At 72.6% G+C, this 16,396-nt stretch carries 13 protein-coding genes; 9 read left to right on the plus strand and 4 right to left on the minus strand.

All coding sequences use genetic code 11. The features are described 5' to 3' along the window. Window positions 1–15: 15 nt before the first annotated feature. Complete coding sequence (locus tag ACSU6M_RS02550) at window positions 16–2,817, plus strand: SpoIIE family protein phosphatase (RefSeq protein WP_437066626.1); 2,802 nt, start codon at window positions 16–18, stop codon at window positions 2,815–2,817. 215 nt (window positions 2,818–3,032) lie between these two features. On the opposite strand, the gene ACSU6M_RS02555 is transcribed toward ACSU6M_RS02550, so the two are convergent. The 3 genes from ACSU6M_RS02555 to ACSU6M_RS02565 form a co-directional block, all read right to left on the minus strand. Further along, window positions 3,033–3,767: a Type 1 glutamine amidotransferase-like domain-containing protein gene (locus ACSU6M_RS02555; RefSeq protein WP_437066628.1), complete on the minus strand. Its 735-nt coding sequence runs from the start codon at window positions 3,765–3,767 to the stop codon at window positions 3,033–3,035. A 192-nt stretch (window positions 3,768–3,959) separates the two neighbouring features. Next, window positions 3,960–4,196, minus strand: coding sequence for a hypothetical protein (locus ACSU6M_RS02560; RefSeq protein ID WP_437066630.1), 237 nt, complete (start codon window positions 4,194–4,196; stop codon window positions 3,960–3,962). A 130-nt stretch (window positions 4,197–4,326) separates the two neighbouring features. Then, window positions 4,327–4,767 carry an Lrp/AsnC family transcriptional regulator gene (locus ACSU6M_RS02565; RefSeq protein WP_437066631.1) on the minus strand — a complete coding sequence of 147 codons (441 nt, stop codon included), beginning with the start codon at window positions 4,765–4,767 and terminating at the stop codon, window positions 4,327–4,329. Between the two features lie 208 nt (window positions 4,768–4,975). On the opposite strand from ACSU6M_RS02565, the gene ACSU6M_RS02570 reads away from it, so the two are divergent. The 6 genes from ACSU6M_RS02570 (at window position 4,976) to ACSU6M_RS02595 (ending at window position 12,257) form a co-directional block, all read left to right on the plus strand. After that, on the plus strand, window positions 4,976–5,596 hold the full coding sequence (locus tag ACSU6M_RS02570) for an L-threonylcarbamoyladenylate synthase (protein ID WP_437066632.1): 621 nt from the start codon (window positions 4,976–4,978) through the stop codon (window positions 5,594–5,596). A gap of 1,028 nt (window positions 5,597–6,624) precedes the next feature. After that, complete coding sequence (locus ACSU6M_RS02575) at window positions 6,625–7,833, plus strand: glycoside hydrolase family 64 protein (protein ID WP_437066633.1); 1,209 nt, start codon at window positions 6,625–6,627, stop codon at window positions 7,831–7,833. Between the two features lie 42 nt (window positions 7,834–7,875). Further along, window positions 7,876–8,565 (plus strand): ArsR/SmtB family transcription factor, encoded by a 690-nt coding sequence (locus ACSU6M_RS02580; RefSeq protein ID WP_437066635.1) that lies wholly within the window; start codon window positions 7,876–7,878, stop codon window positions 8,563–8,565. 91 nt (window positions 8,566–8,656) lie between these two features. Beyond that, window positions 8,657–9,985 (plus strand): MFS transporter, encoded by a 1,329-nt coding sequence (locus ACSU6M_RS02585; protein ID WP_437066636.1) that lies wholly within the window; start codon window positions 8,657–8,659, stop codon window positions 9,983–9,985. 102 nt (window positions 9,986–10,087) lie between these two features. Continuing rightward, window positions 10,088–11,590, plus strand: a complete 1,503-nt coding sequence (locus tag ACSU6M_RS02590) for a metallophosphoesterase family protein (RefSeq protein WP_437066637.1) — start codon at window positions 10,088–10,090, stop codon at window positions 11,588–11,590. A gap of 49 nt (window positions 11,591–11,639) precedes the next feature. Next, window positions 11,640–12,257 carry a hypothetical protein gene (locus ACSU6M_RS02595; RefSeq protein WP_437066639.1) on the plus strand — a complete coding sequence of 206 codons (618 nt, stop codon included), beginning with the start codon at window positions 11,640–11,642 and terminating at the stop codon, window positions 12,255–12,257. Window positions 12,258–12,275: 18 nt separating this feature from the next. Here the strand turns inward: ACSU6M_RS02595 and ACSU6M_RS02600 are convergent, their stop codons facing one another. Beyond that, window positions 12,276–13,868 (minus strand): glycoside hydrolase family 32 protein, encoded by a 1,593-nt coding sequence (locus tag ACSU6M_RS02600; RefSeq protein WP_437066641.1) that lies wholly within the window; start codon window positions 13,866–13,868, stop codon window positions 12,276–12,278. Window positions 13,869–14,028: 160 nt separating this feature from the next. Here ACSU6M_RS02600 and ACSU6M_RS02605 point away from each other — a divergent pair, with 160 nt between their 5' ends. Both ACSU6M_RS02605 and ACSU6M_RS02610 read left to right on the plus strand, forming a co-directional pair. Next, window positions 14,029–15,438, plus strand: coding sequence for an extracellular solute-binding protein (locus ACSU6M_RS02605; RefSeq protein ID WP_437066643.1), 1,410 nt, complete (start codon window positions 14,029–14,031; stop codon window positions 15,436–15,438). Continuing rightward, window positions 15,435–16,388, plus strand: coding sequence for a carbohydrate ABC transporter permease (locus ACSU6M_RS02610; RefSeq protein WP_437066645.1), 954 nt, complete (start codon window positions 15,435–15,437; stop codon window positions 16,386–16,388). Before ACSU6M_RS02605 ends, ACSU6M_RS02610 begins: the two co-directional genes overlap by 4 nt. Window positions 16,389–16,396: the final 8 nt, after the last annotated feature.

Below are 16,396 nucleotides of genomic sequence, written 5' to 3' on the forward strand. Positions count from 1 at the left end.
GTGTAGACATGGCTCATGGTCCGGCTTGTGGGGCGGTCCGGGAGTCGGCCTGCCCGTCGTCTCGGGAGCGCGCGTCCGGCGCGCGCGTCCGGCAGTGCCCGTCCGATGCGTGAGCGCGGAGCGCGGCACGTGGCGGACCGCTCGCGCGTGCGCCCGTCCCCGGCCCGGCGCTCGCGGCCCGGCCGGCCGGGCGGCCTGCGGGCGGTGCTCGGCGGACGCAGCCTGGCCGGACAGGTGTTCGTCTTCCAGGTGGTCATCGTGCTGCTGCTGGTGGTCGCCGCGGTGGCCGCGCTGGTGCTGCAGGGCCGCCTGGACACCACCACGGAAGCCCGCAACCGGTCCCTGGCGGTCGCCGAGACGTTCGCCAACGCGCCCGGCACCCGGGAGGCACTGTCCGCGCCGGATCCGTCGGCGGTGCTCCAGCCGCGGGCCGAGGCCGCGCGGATCGCCTCCGAGGTCGACTTCCTCGTCGTCACCGACCCCGACGGCATCCGCTACACGCACCCCAGACCCGACCGCATCGGCAAGAAGTTCGTCGGGAACATCGCGCCCGCGCAGGCCGGTGACCAGGTGGTCGAGGAGATCGACGGCACCATCGGGCGCCTGGTCCAGGCGGTGGTGCCGGTCAAGGACGACCGGGGCAGGGTCGTGGGGCTGGTGTCCGCGGGCATCACCACGGAACGGGTGGGCGGTACGGCCAACGAGCAGCTGCCGCTGGTGCTGGGCGCTGCGGCCGCCGCGCTGGCCCTGGCACTGGCCGGGACGGCACTGGTGAGCAGACGGCTGATGCGCCAGACGCACGGTCTGGGCCCGGACGAGATGACCCGGATGTACGAGCACCACGACGCGGTGCTGCACTCGGTGCGCGAGGGCGTGATCATCGTCGGCGGCGAGGGCGAGCTGCTGCTCGCCAACGACGAGGCGCACCGCCTGCTGGACCTGCCCGCCGACGCCGAGGGACGGCAGGTGCGCGACCTCGGCCTGGACCCGGACACCGCCGAACTGCTCGCGTCGGCCCGCGTCGCCACGGACGAGGTGCATCTGGTCGGCGACCGGCTGCTGGCGGTCAACCAGCGGCCCACCGACCTCGCGGGCGGCCCGGCCGGCAGCGTGGCCACGCTGCGCGACTCCACCGAGCTGCGGGCGGTGTCCGGACGGGCCGAGCTGGCCCGCGAACGGCTGGACCTGCTCTACGCCGCCGGGGTGCGCATCGGCGGCAGCCTCGATGTGTCACGGACGGCGAAGGAGCTGGCCGAGCTGACGGTGCCGCGGTTCGCGGACTTCGTCACCGTCGACCTGTTCGACGCGGTGCTCGGCGGTGAGCAGCCGGACACCGGCACCGAGCTGCGCCGCGCGGCGTTCAGCGGCATCCGCCAGGACGCGCCGCTGTATCCGGTCGGCGAGCGCATCCGCTTCGTCCCGACCTCCCCGCAGGCCCGCGCCCTGGCCACCGGTGAGTCGGTGCTGGAGCCCAGCCTGGACGACGCGTACGGCTGGCGGGAGCAGGACGCCGAGCGGACCGGGCAGGTGGTGGAGTACGGCATCCACTCGCTGATCACCGTGCCGCTGCGGGCCGGCTCCCTGATCCTGGGCCTGGTCACCCTCTGGCGCTCCGAGCAGCCCGAGCCCTTCGACGAGGAGGACCAGGCGCTGGCGGAGGAGCTGGTGACCAGGGCGGCGGTCGCCATCGACAACGCCCGCCGCTACACCCGTGAGCACACCATGGCCGTGACCCTGCAGCGCAGTCTGCTGCCGCGCAGCCTGCCCGAGCAGTCGGCCCTGGAGATCGCCTACCGCTATCTGCCGGCGCAGGCTGGGGTGGGCGGTGACTGGTTCGACGTGCTGCCGCTGTCCGGGACCCGGGTGGCGCTGGTGGTGGGCGATGTGGTGGGCCACGGGCTGCACGCGGCGGCGACGATGGGCCGGCTGCGCACCGCGGTGCACAACTTCTCCGCGCTGGACATCGCGCCGCACGAACTGCTGACACTGCTGGACGAGATGGTCGCGCGCATCGACCAGGACGAGGCGGCGGAGGGCGGCAGCGCCCCCGTCACGGGCGCCACCTGTCTGTACGCGATCTACGACCCGGTCACCCGGCGCTGCTCGATCGCGCGGGCCGGCCATCCGCCGCCCGCGGTCGTACGGCCGGACGGCACCGTGGAGTTCCTGGACGTGCCGGTCGGTCCTCCGCTGGGGCTCGGCGGTCTGCCGTTCGAGACGACGGACGTGGAGCTCGCCGAGGGCAGCCGCCTGGTGCTGTACACCGACGGGCTGGTCGAGGACCGCGGGCGGGACATCGACGTCGGTCTGGACCTGCTGCGCGAGGCGCTGGAGCAGGCGGGGCCGTCCCCTGAGGAGACCTGCCGCGCGGTGGTGGACACCCGGCTGCCGGCCCGGCCGGGCGACGACATCGCGCTGATCGTGGCGCGGACGCGGGCGCTGGCGGCGGACCGGGTCGCGGAGTGGGAGGTCCCCTCGGACCCGGCGAAGGTGTCGCGGGTACGGGCGGCCGTCACCGGGCGGCTGACCGAGTGGGGGCTCGAGGAGCTGGTGTTCACCACCGAGCTGGTCCTCAGCGAGCTGGTCACCAACGCGATCCGCTACGGCGCCGAGCCGATCCGGGTCCGGGTGCTGTTCGACCGCACGCTGATCTGCGAGGTCTTCGACAGCAGCAGCACGGCTCCGCATCTGCGGTACGCGGCGATGACGGACGAGGGCGGGCGTGGGCTGTTCCTGGTCGCCCAGCTCGCCGAGCGCTGGGGGACACGGTACGTGCCCGGCGGCAAGGTCATCTGGGCGGAGCAGCCGCTGCCGTAGGGGGTGCGGCGGTGGGGGTTCGCGGTCGTGGGGGGGGTGCGGCGGTGGGGCCCTCAGTCGTGGGGGGCGCGGCAGGGGTGGCCGTCGTGGCGGGCGCCGTGGTGGGGCGATGTCGTGGGGGGCGCCGTCGTGGGGGCGATGTTGTGGGGGGCGCCGTCGTGGGGGCGATGTTGTGGGGGGCGCGGTGTTGTGGGGGCGGTGTTGTAAGGCGCGCGCTATACGGGCGGGAGCAGGCGTGGTTCCAGGCGCTCCTCCACTGTCCGCGCGCCCTCACGGCGTACGAGGTAGGCGCCCTTTCCCGGGATCTCCGTTACGGCCTCCACCAGCCGCGTGCCCCGGTAGACCAGCCCGACGCCGTCATCCGTGCAGTGCGCCTCGGGGAAGGTCCCGTCGGCGACGAGCCGGTGGATCAGCGGGCGGCGGCCCTCGTCGGAGTCGTAGTGCACGCCGTTGCCGTACGGCAGCAGGCCCAGCGCGTCGGTCACCGGGCGCAGTTCGGGGCCGTACGAGTCCGTCGTACCGCCCTGGAACCAGCACAGGGAGCCCGCGCTCACCCCGCTGAGCACGACGCCCGCCTCCCAGGCGCGGCGCATGATCTTCTCCAGGCCGTGCACGCGCCACACGGCGAGGAGGTTGGCGACGGAGCCGCCCATCACCCAGACGACATCGCTGTCCAGGACCGCCCCCTCCATGTCCTCCAGGTTGGGCATGGGGAACAGTTGCAGCGTGGTCAGGTCGAAACCGGCCGAGCGCGCGGCCTCGGCCATGCGGAAGGCCATCGCCTCGGCGTCGCCGATCGCGGTGCCGACGTACATGATCCGGGGGCGTCGGCCGTGGGCGCCGGAGAGTTCGACGGCGTGGTGGACGAGGGAGTCGAACACCAGCCGGGTGCGCCGGCCCATGCGGTGGCCGCCGGAGGTGGCGAGGATGGTCGGTTCCGGTGCCGTCATGGGCATGATCATATCGGCGGAGCGGGTGCCGGTGTCCCGCGTTCGGGCGGGGGACGGCTCCGGTCCCGTGCCGGTGTCCCGGATGCGGGCGGGGGACGGCCCGGCCCGGCCAGTGCCGGCTTCCCGGATGCGGGCACGCGACGGCCCGGCCCCGTGCCGGTTTCCCGGGGCCGGGCTCGTCGGCCGGTGACCTCAGCCGCCGCCGAGGCGCGAGCGCAGGAGTTCCTTGCCCAGTTCGGCGCCCTTGCGGCTGTCCGCCTGCGCCTTGCGGAACAGGTCGGCGACCTCGGTGTCCTTGTCGCGTTCGGCGTCCTGGATGTAGGTCTCCAGGCGCAGGGCGTTGCTCAGGCACGCCTCCACGTACCAGATGAGGTTGTAGTCCTTGTCCCGAGTACCGGTCACGTTGCCGGTCTCCGTACCGCTCGTCATGCGGACCTCCACTTCGCGCTTCTCGGTGGGGACCGCCCGGCCCGGGGTCACGTCACCCAGGGCGTGGCGGACCTTCTCGGCGCCGGACGAGTACCCGGCCGGGCGCCGTGCACACCGCCCGCGCGGAAGATCAGCCCACGTCCCACAGGAAGCGGTGGGTGTGGATGCCGAAGTACGGGAAGGAGCGGATCTCGCGTACGCCCTCCAGGGGGCGCACCACGTCGTTGACGAAGTCGAGCAGGTCGCGTGGGCTCGGGGCGACCACCTCGGCGAACAGGTCGAAGCCGCCGGAGGTGAGCACCGAGTAGACCACCTCGGAGCGTTCGGCCAGCGCGTCGGCGACCGCGCGCGGGTCGCCGTCCACGCCGATGCCGAGCAGGGCCATGGCCTGCTTGCCCATCGCCATCGGGTCGGTCACGCCGACGACCTGGACCGCCTTGGAGTCCAGCAGCCGCTGCAGCCGCTGCCGGGCGGCCGACGCGGACAGGCCGACTCTGGGGCCGAGCTCGGCGTAGGCGATGCGCCCGTCGGTCTGCAGTTCGCGCAGGATGGCCCGGTCGATGTCGTCCATGCTGGTTCTCTCGTCCTCCCTGTCCGGCCGGTTCGGTCACCCTACGGCGCGGGGGGACCGGCGCCATGGTCAGGGGCGGGACGACGGGTGCGGCTCGGTGGGGACGGGTGGGGGTGCGTGGGGGTGGGAGCTTCGTGTGCGGTGGACGCGGGTGTTGGGCGTCCACCGGATGCGCCGTCGTGGGCCGCGGCGGGCATAAGCTCGGGCAATGGCGAAGTACTACGACGTGCACCCCGACAACCCCCAGCCGCGCACCATCTCCCAGATCGCCGACAGCGTCCGCGACGGTGCGCTGATCGCGTACCCGACGGACTCCTGCTACGCGCTGGGCTGCCGCATCGGCAGCCGTGACGGCATCGACCGCATCCGGAGCATCCGCAGGCTGGACGACCGGCACCACTTCACCCTCGTGTGCCAGGACTTCGCCCAGCTCGGCCAGCTCGTCCAGGTGGACAAGGACGTCTTCCGGGCGGTCAAGGCGTCGACGCCGGGCAGTTACACGTTCATCCTGCCGGCGACGAAGGAGGTGCCGCGTGCGCTCCAGCACCCCAAGAAGAAGACCGTCGGTGTGCGCATCCCCCAGCACGTGGTCACCCAGGCCCTGCTCGCCGAGCTTGGCGAACCGCTGCTGTCGAGCACCCTGTTGCTGCCCGACGAGGACGAACCGCTGACCCAGGGCTGGGAGATCAAGGACCGTCTCGACCATGTCCTGGACGGCGTCGTCGACTCGGGCGAGTGCGGCACCGAACCGACGACCGTCATCGACTTCTCGGGCGGCGAGGCGGAGATCGTGCGGCGGGGGGCCGGGGATACGAGTCGGTTCGAGTAGCCGGTGCGGGTGGGTGGGGGGATGCCTGCGGCGGCCTGCTCGCGTCCGGTGGGGGCGGGCGTAGCGCTGCCGGGTGGTGGGTGGGTCGGGGCCGCGCCGGGGGGTGTCCGTCCTCGGTCCGGCGGTTCTGTCGGGACTTAGGGTGACTGGAGACGGACGCCGGCCGCTGCGGGCGGACACCCCCCGGCACGTCCCCTTCCCGCCGTCGGCGGCCGACCGACGCCCACCGTGCTTGGTGGCTTCTCACCGTCCGCGGCTTCCGGCCCCACGGTGTGTGGTGGCCTTCTCGCCGTCGGCGGCAGACCGGCCCGTGGCGTACGGAGCCTCATCGCCGTCGGCGGCTGACCGACGCCCACCATGCTTGGTGGCTTCTCACCGTCCGCGGCTTCCGGCCCCACGGTGTGTGGTGGGCTTCTCGCCGTCGGCGCCTGACCGCCCATGGCGTACGGAGCCTCATCGCCGCCGGCGGCTGACCGACGCCCACCATGCTTGGTGGCTTCTCACCGTCCGCGACTTCCGGCCCCACGGTGTGTGGTGGCCTTCTCGCCGTCGGCGGCAGACCGGCCATGGCGTACGGAGCCTCATCGCCCTCGGCGGCTGACCGACGCCCACCGTGCGTGGGGGCTTCTCGTCGTCCGCGACTTCCGGGCCCACGGTGTGTGGTGGGCTCTCGCCGTCGGCGGCTGACCGCCCGTGGCGCGTGGTGGCTTCGCCGTCTACGGCTGTCCAGGGCCGCGGTGTGTGGTGCGTTCTCGCCGTCGGCGGCTGGCGGGCCCACGGTGCGTGGGGGCTTGTCGTCGCGGGCGGGCGCGCGGTCCTTCGTGGCGCCGGGCAGCTGTACGTAGTCAGGGGCGCGGGGAACTGCGCGACCAGCCCACCACCACCCGCAGTCGCGCACGGCGGGAACAACCCCGTTGGGATGGCGCCCCGTTCATTGACATGCCCGCTTCGACGCGCAACGCTGAGAGCGCTCTCAAGAGTGGTCCGGACCAACCCCCCCACCCGATCACCCAGCATGGAGACGCAGCATGTTCGCAACCCTGAGACGCCGCCTGCCTTCGCTGGCCACGGCGGCCGCGGCCGCCCTGCTCGGCACCCTCTTGGCGGTCGGCGGACCGTCACCGGCGGACGCGGCGGTGCCCGCGACCATCCCGTTGAAGCTCACCAACAACTCCGGTCGGGGCGACGCCGTCCACGTGTACGTTCTGGGCACCTCCTTGACGACCGGTCAGCTCGGCTGGGCCGACGCGAGCGGTACGTTCCACGCATGGCCGGCCGGCGGCAATCCGCCGGTCCCCGCGCCCGACGCGTCGATACCGGGGCCCGCGGCGGGTCAGTCGAAGACGATCCGGATCCCGAAACTCGGCGGCGGCCGGATCTACTTCTCCTACGGCCAGAAGCTCGTGTTCAAGCTCGCCACGGGCGGCCTGGTGCAGCCGGCCGTGCAGAACCCGTCCGACCCGAACCGCAACATCCTGTTCAACTGGTCCGAGTTCACCCTCAACGACAGCGGCCTGTGGCTCAACAGCACCCAGGTGGACATGTTCTCCGCGCCTTACGCCGTCGGCGTCCAGCGCGCGGACGGCAGCGTGGCCAGCACCGGACGGCTCAAGTCGGGCGGTTACAACGGGGTGTTCGCCGCGCTGCGCGCGCAGCCGGGCGGCTGGGGCGGACTGATCCAGACCCGCTCCGACGGCACCGTGCTGAGGGCCCTGTCCCCCACGTACGGCCTGGAGACCGGGGCGCTCCCGGCGAACGTCCTGGACGACTACATCAACCGCGTCTGGCAGAAGTACGCCACGACCACGCTCACGGTCACCCCGTTCGCCGACCAGCCGAACACCAAGTACTACGGCCGGGTCTCGGGCGGCGTCATGAACTTCACCAACTCCTCCGGCGCGGTCGTCACGAGCTTCCAGAAGCCCGACGCGGGCAGCGTCTTCGGCTGCCACCGGCTGCTGGACGCCCCCAACGACCTGGTGCGCGGGCCGATCTCGCGGACCCTGTGCGCGGGCTTCAACCGCTCCACGCTGCTGATCAACCCCAGCCAGCCGGACACCTCGTCGAGCGGTTTCTACCGGGACGCGGTGACGAACCACTATGCACGGATCATCCACGAGCGGATGGTGGACGGAAAGGCGTACGGGTTCGCCTTCGACGACGTGGGTCACCATGAGTCGCTGGTCCACGCCGGCAGCCCGGTCCAGGCGTATCTCACCCTCGACCCGCTCTCCTGACGCCCGTCGCCCGCCTCTTCATCTACACTGTTCCATGGATTCATGGAGGATGGTGTGGTGGAGAGTGCGGGCAGCGGCTTGAGGACGGGGCTCTACGAGGCGTTCGCGGCCAGCGGCAAGGCGCTGGCCAGCGGAAAGCGCCTTGAGCTGCTGGATCTGCTGGCCCAGGGCGAGCGCACGGTCGACGCCCTGGCCAGGGCGGCCGGGCTGAACCTGACGACCGCCTCCGCGCATCTGCAGGTCCTCAAGCAGGCGGGGTTCGTGGTGACCCGCCGGGAGGGCGTGCGCATCCACTACCGGCTGGCCGGCGAGGACGTCGCCCAGCTGTTCGCCCTGCTGCGGAAGGTCGCCGAACGCCATCAGGCGGCCGTGCCCGCTGCGCGTGCCGCCTATCTGGGGGACGACGGGGCGCCGGAGATCGGCCGCGAGGAACTGCGTGCCCGCGTCGCGGCCGGCGATGTGGTGGTGCTCGACGTGCGGCCGCGGGAGGAGTACCTCGCCGGACACATTCCTGGTGCCCTGAGCATCCCGGTGGGCGAACTCGCCGACCGGGTCGAGGAGTTGCCCGAGGACACCGAGATCGTCGTGTACTGCCGCGGCGAGTACTGCGTCCTCGCCCACGACGCCGTACGGCTGCTGACCCGGCGCGGACGGCGGGCGATCCGGCTCAGCGACGGGATGCTCGAGTGGCGGCTGGCGGAGCTGCCTGTCGATGCCGGAGGGGTGGGGTGACGGCTCGCGTCCGTCCCCGGCCCCTTCCCTCGCAGCGCGCCCCCGACCGTCGTACCCGGCCCGCCCGGCCGGTCCCCTGGAGGACACCCCCGTGACGAGCACCGCCCCGGACACCGGCGCCGGCATATCCCCGCGGGCCGCGGCCCAGCGGCGCGTCCTGACCGTGCTGGTCGCCTCGCAGGTGCTCAGCGGTGCCGGGCTCGCCGCGGGCATCACCGTCGGCGCGCTGCTCGCCCAGGACATGCTCGGCTCGGCGGACCTCGCGGGGCTGCCCAGTGCTCTGTTCACCGCCGGTTCCGCGCTGGCGGCCGTCGGGGTGGGGCGCCTCTCCCAGGCACGGGGGCGCCGTCCGGGACTCGCCGCCGGGTACCTCGCCGGAGCCGTCGGCAGCGCCGGGGTCATCGCGGCGGCGGTCGCGGACAGCGTCGCCCTGCTGTTCGTCGCCCTCTTCGTCTACGGCGCCGGTACGGCCACCAACCTCCAGGCCCGCTATGCCGGGGCGGACCTCGCCTCGCCGGACCACCGCGCACGTGCCGTCTCCCGCGTGCTGGTCGCCACCACCCTGGGTGGCGTCGTGGGCCCCAACCTCGCCGCGCCGACCGGTGAGTTCGCCGAGACGATCGGGGTGCCCCACCTCGCCGGGCCGTTCCTCCTCGCCGGTGCGAGCTATCTGCTGGCCGCCCTCGTCCTGGCCCTCTGGCTGCGCCCCGACCCGCTGCTGCTGGCCCGCAGTCTGGAGGAGGAGGCGACGAAGGGGGTGGCGGCCCCGGGCGCCGAGCCGGCGGACCGCACGGGTGCGGAGCCCACCGGTGGCGCGGGCCCGAGCGGCGCGGCCGGGATCCGAGGGGCGACGGCCGTCGACGCCCCGAGCGGACCCGGTCTGATGCCGGGTGCCCTGACCATGATCCTCACCCAGGTGGTCATGGTCGCGATCATGACGATGACGCCCGTCCACATCCACGACCACGGCCATGGCACCGCCGCCTCCGGGCTCGTCATCGCCCTCCATGTCGGGGCCATGTATCTGCCCTCTCCCCTGACCGGCTGGCTCGTCGACCGCTACGGACGGATGAGGGTCGCCGCCGCCTCCGGGCTCACGCTGCTGGCCGCGGGCCTCCTGGCCGCCGCCGCGCCGGGCGACTCGGTCGCCCTGCTGGCCCTCGCGCTGGCCCTGCTCGGTCTCGGCTGGAACCTGGGCCTGGTCTCCGGCACGGCCATGATCACCGATGCCGTCCCGCTGGCCACCCGCGCGAGGACGCAGGGCATGGTGGACGTGTCGATCGCCATCGCGGGCGCGACCGGCGGACTGGCCTCGGGTCTCGTCGTCTCCACGGCCGGCTACCCGGTCCTCGCGCTCACCGGTGGTGTGCTGGCACTGGCGATCCTCCCCGCCATCGCCGCCACCGCCGCCCGCCGTTGACCACCGCGTCCACGGGGGAGGCGCCCGCGTCCACGGGAAGGGCCGCCCAACTCGGTGCGCCCCGCCTGCCGTTGCCTCCACGGCCGTTGTTACGGTGCACAGGTGTCCGAATCCTCACGCGATACCGCTGCCGGAGCCGGCTGGGGCGCCGCGGAACCCGGCGCGTACAAGCGGCTGATGCCGCCCCGGCCCGAGAAGCTGTTCTGGCTGGACCCGCGCACCATGTGGGGTGCCCGCAACGGCGTACTGGCGTCCCTGTTCGGCGACCCCACGGGCCGTACCCGCGCCCGCTGGGCTGCGCAGCGGGTCGCGGCGGGCGCGCCGGCGGACCGGGTGATCCGGCGGGAGGAGCCGGACCGGTTCTCGTTCCTGGTGATCGGTGACACCGGTGAGGGGCACGAGCCGCAGTACGCCGTCGTGCCGGGGATGCTGAGGGTGGGTCAGGACACCAGTTTCGCGGTGCTCGCCAGCGACGTCGTCTACCCGGCGGGCGCCACGGACGACTACGGCACCAAGTTCTTCCGCCCGTACCAGGACTACCGGGCGCCGGTGTACGCGATACCGGGCAACCACGACTGGTACGAGGATCTCACCGGCTTCATGCGGGTCTTCTGCGACGACGCCCCCGCGCTCGACCCCGAGCCCGCGCCGCGTCCCCTCACCCGTGCCTGGCTGCGCTCCCTGCTGTGGCACCGGCCGCGCCCGGCCGACGAGCAACGGCTCGCGGCGGCACGGAAGTTGCGCTCGGATGCCGCACAGCAGGCCGTCCAGCCGGGGCCCTACTGGGCGATCGACGCCGGGCCGATCCGGATCGTCGGCATCGACACCGGTCTGCTCGGCACCATCGACGCCGAACAGGGCGCGTGGCTGCGGGAGGTGTCCCGCGATCCGCGCCCCAAGGTCCTGATCACGGGCCGTCCGATCTACGTGGACGGTGAGCACCACCCCTGCGCGATCGAGGGCGGCGGCACGGTCGACGACATCGTCCGTGACCCGGAGCACCGCTATGTCGCGGCGATCGGCGGTGACATCCACAACTACCAGCGCTACCCGGTGCAGGTGGACGGCCGGACGGTGCAGTACGTGGTCGCGGGCGGCGGTGGGGCCTTCATGCATGCCACGCACACCATTGCGCGCGTGTCGGTGGCCGGGGTCACCGAGGACGACTTCCGCTGCTATCCGCTGCGCGGCGACTCGCTCGCCTTCTACAGCGCGCTCTACGGCCGGCGGCTGCGGCTGCGCCGCTTCTTCACCCTCACCGAGGACGAGGCCGCGGCCGTGGTCGCCGAGCGCCTCGGCATCACCCCGGCCCGCGCGCCGGGCCCGGCCGCCCGCGTCACCCTCCGCACCCGGCTGGTCGCCTCCCTCCTCGGCACAGGCCGCCGACCGGACCGCACCACCCGCTTCCGCCTCCCGGTACGCAGGGCCTACGCAGACCTCCTCTCCCCCGGTTCCGCCACCTACGCCCCGCCCTTCTTCAAGTCCTTCCTCCGCCTCGACGTGTCCCCGGACGCCATCCGCCTGCGCTGCTACGCCGCCACCGGCACCCGCGCCCACGAACTGACCCCACCGGTCGAGGACGAGGTGACGATCCCGCTGGACTGACACCGGGCCCGCGCTCTCCGGCACCGAACTCCCTTGCGGCACTGGGCCCATGACGACCTCCAGCACCGACAGCCCCGGCGCCTACCTCCGCCGCCTGCCCGCCGGCACCCGTCTTCCGCTGCCGGCGGACGCGGTCACCGGCTGGCCGACGTTCCCCTTCGAGGGCGAGCTGAGGGTCAAGCCGTTGCAGGAGCCGGTCCTGCCCGAGCCGCCGCGCAAGGGGGAGGACGGTCCGGCGGACTGCCCGGTGTGCCAGGCGCCGGTGACCGACGCGCTCTGGGCCGACGAGCACTGGCGGGTCGATCCCATCGGCACGCAGGGCGGACTCCCCGCGGCCGTGATGCTCCAGCCGCGCGCCCATCACGATCTGCCGGACCTGCCCGCCGAGCGCTGCGCCGAACTCGGCCCGATGATCCAGAGGGTCCAGGCGGCGCTGCACACACTGGACGGTGTCGCCCGCGTCCACCTCAACCGTTGGGGCGACGGCGCCGCCCACCTGCACTTCTGGTTCCTGGCCCGCCCCGCCGGACTGCTCCAGCTGCGCGGCACCTTCCTCCCGCTGTGGGAGGAACTGCTGCCCCGCGTCCCCGCGGAGGAACGCCAGGCGGCCCACCGGCGGATCGCCGAGGCGCTGGCGGCCGGGGGCGGCACCGCGTACGCGAGCTGAGCGTGGCCCACGAGGCGGTCACACCGTGAACTCGCGGATCACGACGTTGCGGAACACCGCCCTTCCCTCGATCGTGAAGAGGGCGAGCCGGTCGTCGACGAGGTAGGGAAACGCCTCGGAGGTGTGCACATGGCGGCCGTCGTCGACGAACATCTCCACCGAGGTGCGGTCGACGAGGATCCGCAGGCGGACCCGGCGGGCGGTGGGGTCGAAGGGGCTGTGGCTCTCCTGCCAGCGGCCGGAGGCGTCGGGGTTGACGGTGCCGCGGCGGTTGAGGAAGGCGTAGCCGCGGTAGACACCGGCGTCGATGTGCCGGCTGCCGTCCGGGGAGCGGCGCAGCTGGAACCCGGCGCCGAGGAGCTGGTCCCAGGTGATCTCGCAGCTGACCTCGTAGGCGCGGCCCTGGTAGTCCAGGACGCGGCTGCCGTCCACCGCGAGGTCGCCGAGGCGCAGCGTGCGGGAGACGTGCGCGTCCAGGCCGGCCACCGGCCGTGAGGCCAGGTAGTACGTCCCGTCCGCCGCCCGCTTCAGGGTCACCTCCCGCACGATGGAGTCCGTGCCGTTGAAGCCGTCGGTGTCGATGGTCGGCGTGATGTTGGCGTAGTCCCAGTTGTTCAGCCACCCGATCGCGTACCGCGCCCGGGGGTCGACGGCCCCGCCCGCGTCCCGCTTCTCGAACGTGACCGCCCCGTACCAGTCCCAGCCGTGGTCCAGCCACTGCGGATCGGCCGCGTCGGGACGGAAGCCCGAGCCGTCGAAGACGCCGGTCCAGTAGGCGTAGGTGTGCGGCAGCCCGGCCGCCTTGCCGTTGGCGCTGGCGCCCAGCACCCACTTCGCGGTGCCGTCCTCCGCCACGATGCGGAACAGGTCGGGGCACTCCAGCACCCCCAGGCCGTCCTCGACGAAGCCGCCGGCGTAGGTCCAGTCACGCAGGTTCGGTGAGTGATAGAAGCCGATCTTGGTGTTCTCGGCCAAGGCCATCACCCAGCGCCCGCGTTCCTCGTCGCGGATCACCTTGGGGTCGCGGAAGTCCCGTACGCCGGGGTTGGGGAGCACCGGCGCGGTGCCGGAGTTCACGAAGGTACGGCCGCCGTCGGTGGAGTAGTACAGGTACTGGGCCTGGCTGTGCGCGCCCTCCACCGGCTCCATGGTGGCCAGGACGACGACCGCCCCGGCTCCGAACCCGGCCGTGCCCGCGGTGTCCACCACCGCCGAGCCCGACCACACGTCCCCGTTCGGCGTCGTGTCCTTGGGCACCGCGATCCCCCGGTCCGTGAAGGCCACCAGATCCTTGCTGGTGGCCAGCCGCCAGGCCGTGCCGGCCAGGGTGCCACCGGTGACGTAGTCCGGGTTGTAGAGGTAGTAGTAGGCGTACTCGCCGTTGATCCAGATCGGCCGCTGCGGGTCGTTCTTCCACTGGTCGGGCACCGTGAAGTGGTACTCGGCGCGGTAGCTCGCACAGGACACGGGCCTGTCCGCCGCGCGGGAGGCGGCGGGCACGCGCGGTGCGGCCTGCGCCGCCGACGCCGCCGGCAGCAAGGCGGCCGCGCCGCCCGCCGCGGACCCCGCGAACAGCGTCCTCCTGGAGATTCTTCGGGACATTCCCGGCATCACACATCGTTCCCTTCGTCGGGACGGCGGCTCATGTGGACCAGGACTGTAGACCTAACTCGTTAAAGGTCAAGTGGTTCCGCACTCTTGACAGAGGTGTTACGCGGTTCTCATCATCGTCGGCATCAGATCTCGGCTAACACGAGTTAGGCCCGCCCCGATGACCGACTCGCATCTCACCCGCCGCGCCCTGCTGCGCTACGGCGCCTACGGCGCGGGAGCCGCCGCGCTGGCGGGGACCGCCGCCGGCTGGGACCGGCTCACCGGAGCCGACATCCCGGGCCGCGACGACGGCTCCCTCGTCGTCGCCACCCTCGGCCCCGCCTACGGGCCGGCCGCCATCCGCAGCCTCACCGAGGGCTTCAGGAGGGTCCACCCCGACATCAAGCTGCGCATCAACGCGGTGCAGGCCGTCGACTGGTCCGACTTCTTCGCGAAGATCCTCACCCAGATCGCGGCGGGCACGGCACCCGACCTGGTGTACGTGGCCACGGAGGGCGTCCAGCTCTTCGCACAGCGCCTCGGGGTGCCGCTGGACGACTGGGTGCGGCGGGACGCCGACGAGCTGCGCGAGTACTTCGCCGACGTCCACCCCTCGCTGGTGGAGTCGATGATGTACGAGGGGAGCCTGTACCAGCTGCCGGTCGAGTTCAACGCGGCCGACATGTACCTCAACCACGAGGTGCTGCGGCGCTCGGGCGCGGACTTCCCGGCGCCGGACTGGACCCGTGACGACTTCACCGCGCTGCTGCGGGACATGAAGCGGTCCGGCGGCTCCCACTTCACGCCGTACTTCTGGACCAACCGGCTGTGGGGCGGCGTGGTGCCCTGGTTGTTCGCCAACGGCACCAATCTGCTCAGGGAGTCCAAGGCGCCGGGCGGTGCCTGGCTGTGGGACTCCTTCTATCCGGCCGCCGCCCGTGCGGGCCGCGGGGGCGGTTTCCGCTGGACAACCCCGCAGGCCACCGACGCGCGCGTGGAGGAGACGTACGACTATCTCGCCTCGCTCGTCCAGGAGGGCCTGTCCACCCGGCCCGAGGGAGGCAACGGCCAGAACCTGGTCGGCGTGTTCTCCACCGGCCGCGTCGGCGTCACGCCCGCGGGCGGCTTCTGGGCGGGCGGTCTGCACCTGGCGGGCATGCGGGCCGACGGCTACGACGTCCAGTACTTCCCGCGCTGGCGCGCCCAGCGCATGCAGTTCGGCGCCGCCGGCTACGCGTTGCTGCGCACCTCCCAACGGCAGGAGGAGGCGTGGGAGTTCATCAAGTACGCGGCCCGCAAGGACACCCTGACCGAGCTGTTCACCACCAACCAGACCACCCCGGCGCGCCGTTCGATGCTGACCGCCGACCGCTACCGGGAGACCGGCCCGCGCCGCTGGCAGGTCTTCTACGACACCCTCGACGCGTTCCCCGACACCGGGCCGATCCCCGCCCCGCCGCAGGTCGCCGAGGTCGAGCAGGTGCTGCTCAAGCACACCGGCACCGCGCTGGCCTCGCGGCGGTCGGTGGCCCCCGCGCTGCGCCGGATGCAGCGCGATCTGGTCAAGGCCATGGAGCGTGAGGTATGACGAACACCCAGATACCGGCCGTACGGCCCCGGCCGCCGGCCGCGCCGCCCGCCGTCCCGCCCCGGCCCTCCGCCCGTGACCGCGGCACCAGGCTGCTCGCCGCGCTGTTCCTGGCGCCCACGGTCGTCGGCATCGTCGTGTTCACGGTCGTCCCGATCGTCGGCTCGGTGGTCCTCAGCCTGTTCCACTGGAACGTCATCGACGACCCGCGCTTCGCGGGCGGCGCCAACTACCACGAGGTGTTCACCGATTCCACCGTGCTGGTGTCGTTCCGCAACACGCTGGTGTTCATGGTGCTCGCGGTCGCGCTGCAACTGCTGATCGCGCTGGTACTGGCGCTGGCGGTGAACGGGCGGATGCCGATGTGGCTGCGCTCGGTGTTCCGGTCGGCGTTCTTCTTCCCGCTGGTGCTGTCCGCCGCGTCGATCTCGGTGGTGATGAAGTACCTGTTCAACCAGGACTTCGGGGTCGTGAACTGGCTGCTCGGGCTGGTCGGCATCGCCCCGGTGCCCTGGCTGACGTCCGAGAACGGGGCGATGGCCACGGTGATCCTGGTCTACGTCTGGCAGCAGTTCGGCTTCTCCTTCCTGCTGTTCGTCGGCGGTCTGAACAACATTCCCAAGGAGGTGCACGAGGCGTCCGCCCTCGACGGCGCCACCGGCCTGCGCAAGCACCTGTCGATCACCCTGCCGCTGCTGTCGCCCACCCTGCTGGTCGCCTCGGTCGTCGGCATCATCAACGCCCTCCAGGTCTTCGAGCAGCCCTATGTCCTCACCCGTGGCGGGCCCGGCGACGCCACCCGGACCGTGGTGATGGTCATCTACGAGAGCGCGTTCGAGCAGCTCCGCTTCGGCGAGGCGTCCGCGGTGGGCGTGCTGCTGTTCGTGCTGATCATGGCGGTCACCGCCCTCCAGTTCCGGCTCAGCCGGCGTTTCGTCCACTACCAGTGAGCCGGGTG

Source organism: Streptomyces sp. enrichment culture, assembly GCF_964272895.1.
Lineage (GTDB): Bacteria > Actinomycetota > Actinomycetes > Streptomycetales > Streptomycetaceae > Streptomyces.

What these genes read in the sequence shown, in the direction of transcription:
- ACSU6M_RS02550 (WP_437066626.1), top strand. Translation starts at nt 16, where the DNA reads ATGGTCCGGCTTGTGGGGCGGTCCGGGAGTCGGCCTGCCCGTCGTCTC.
- ACSU6M_RS02600 (WP_437066641.1), bottom strand. Translation starts at nt 13,868, where the DNA reads ATGCCGGGAATGTCCCGAAGAATCTCCAGGAGGACGCTGTTCGCGGGG.
- ACSU6M_RS02580 (WP_437066635.1), top strand. Translation starts at nt 7,876, where the DNA reads ATGGAGGATGGTGTGGTGGAGAGTGCGGGCAGCGGCTTGAGGACGGGG.
- ACSU6M_RS02575 (WP_437066633.1), top strand. Translation starts at nt 6,625, where the DNA reads ATGTTCGCAACCCTGAGACGCCGCCTGCCTTCGCTGGCCACGGCGGCC.
- ACSU6M_RS02595 (WP_437066639.1), top strand. Translation starts at nt 11,640, where the DNA reads ATGACGACCTCCAGCACCGACAGCCCCGGCGCCTACCTCCGCCGCCTG.
- ACSU6M_RS02565 (WP_437066631.1), bottom strand. Translation starts at nt 4,767, where the DNA reads ATGGACGACATCGACCGGGCCATCCTGCGCGAACTGCAGACCGACGGG.
- ACSU6M_RS02570 (WP_437066632.1), top strand. Translation starts at nt 4,976, where the DNA reads ATGGCGAAGTACTACGACGTGCACCCCGACAACCCCCAGCCGCGCACC.
- ACSU6M_RS02610 (WP_437066645.1), top strand. Translation starts at nt 15,435, where the DNA reads ATGACGAACACCCAGATACCGGCCGTACGGCCCCGGCCGCCGGCCGCG.
- ACSU6M_RS02555 (WP_437066628.1), bottom strand. Translation starts at nt 3,767, where the DNA reads ATGACGGCACCGGAACCGACCATCCTCGCCACCTCCGGCGGCCACCGC.
- ACSU6M_RS02560 (WP_437066630.1), bottom strand. Translation starts at nt 4,196, where the DNA reads ATGACGAGCGGTACGGAGACCGGCAACGTGACCGGTACTCGGGACAAG.
- ACSU6M_RS02605 (WP_437066643.1), top strand. Translation starts at nt 14,029, where the DNA reads ATGACCGACTCGCATCTCACCCGCCGCGCCCTGCTGCGCTACGGCGCC.